The 1,000-nt window shown below is 58.6% G+C and carries 2 pseudogenes; both read right to left on the reverse strand.

The features are described 5' to 3' along the window. Positions 1-412, reverse strand: a pseudogene (locus tag A2I95_RS42455) (multidrug ABC transporter ATP-binding protein); the annotation flags it as partial. Between the two features lie 219 nt (positions 413-631). After that, positions 632-1,000, reverse strand: a pseudogene (locus tag A2I95_RS42460) (CCA tRNA nucleotidyltransferase); the annotation flags it as partial.

The following is a 1,000-nucleotide window of genomic DNA, read 5'->3' on the forward strand; positions in this document are numbered from 1 at the left end:
CGAAATCGTTCTCGAACCAGCCCACCGATTGCCGCAGCACGTGTTTATGCGACCGCCAGCGGATCAGCGTGCCATAGTTCGGCAGGATCGCGTTGTTGAGCAGAACCACGTCCAGGAACTGGATCAGCGGCCGCAGCATCAGGATGAACAGGGCAACCAAGGTCAGCTCGGTCCCATAATCCTCCCACACCTGCTCAGGCGTGCCGGACATGATGTCCACCACCCGGCCCAAGTAGTAGATCAGCCCGACCTCGATCGCGGCGACAATGACCGACATCAGCGCAGTCAGGATAAAGACGGTTTTGAACGGTCTGGAATAGTCGCGCAGGAACGGCCACAGCCGCGTTGGCGGCGTGTTGGTCTCAGGGTAGGCGCAATAAGGGTCAATGAGGTTTTCAAAGAAGCGAAACATGCGGGTGCTCCAGGCGTTCGAGCATTATTTTGGAATACAGATGAAGACAGCGGGCCGCCCATAGGCTCCGACGTCCAAACGGGCAAAGTCTCAGGCGTTAGAGAAGCCAAATCCCGTAATACATCAGCATTCCTCCCGTCATGTGGTGACTGCCTATCGCGTACGCAAGATTTTTTATTTTGTCACCCCCCAAGGTTGTGACGCTGCTGACACTCTGTGTCAGTGGAGGGAGGCGAGCAACTGTTCCCGGCTGAGCGAGAAGCCCGAGGCAATCCAGTCCGCCTCCAGCTTCCGCAGCATCGCCCCTAGTTCCGGGCCTTTGCAATCCGGCAACAGATCGCGGGCTTTGACTGGAAAAACAGCCTTTGCGCCCAGCGCGATATCATTCTCTAAATTGCGCAAAACCGGTTGTTCCAGCAATGCAGACCGCAACAGCAGCACATCCAGCGCCTGTTCCGCTCCCAATCGGTAGCCCAACTCTTTTGCCCCGGCTGTGCCAGCCGCAGCTTCGCGGATCGCCTGCAGGTGAGAGGCCTGCGCCTTGCTGAGCCGCAACGCCTCCTGAAGGCCCTCCCCCCCGAGCACGGC

The organism is Leisingera sp. F5 (genome assembly GCF_001593695.1).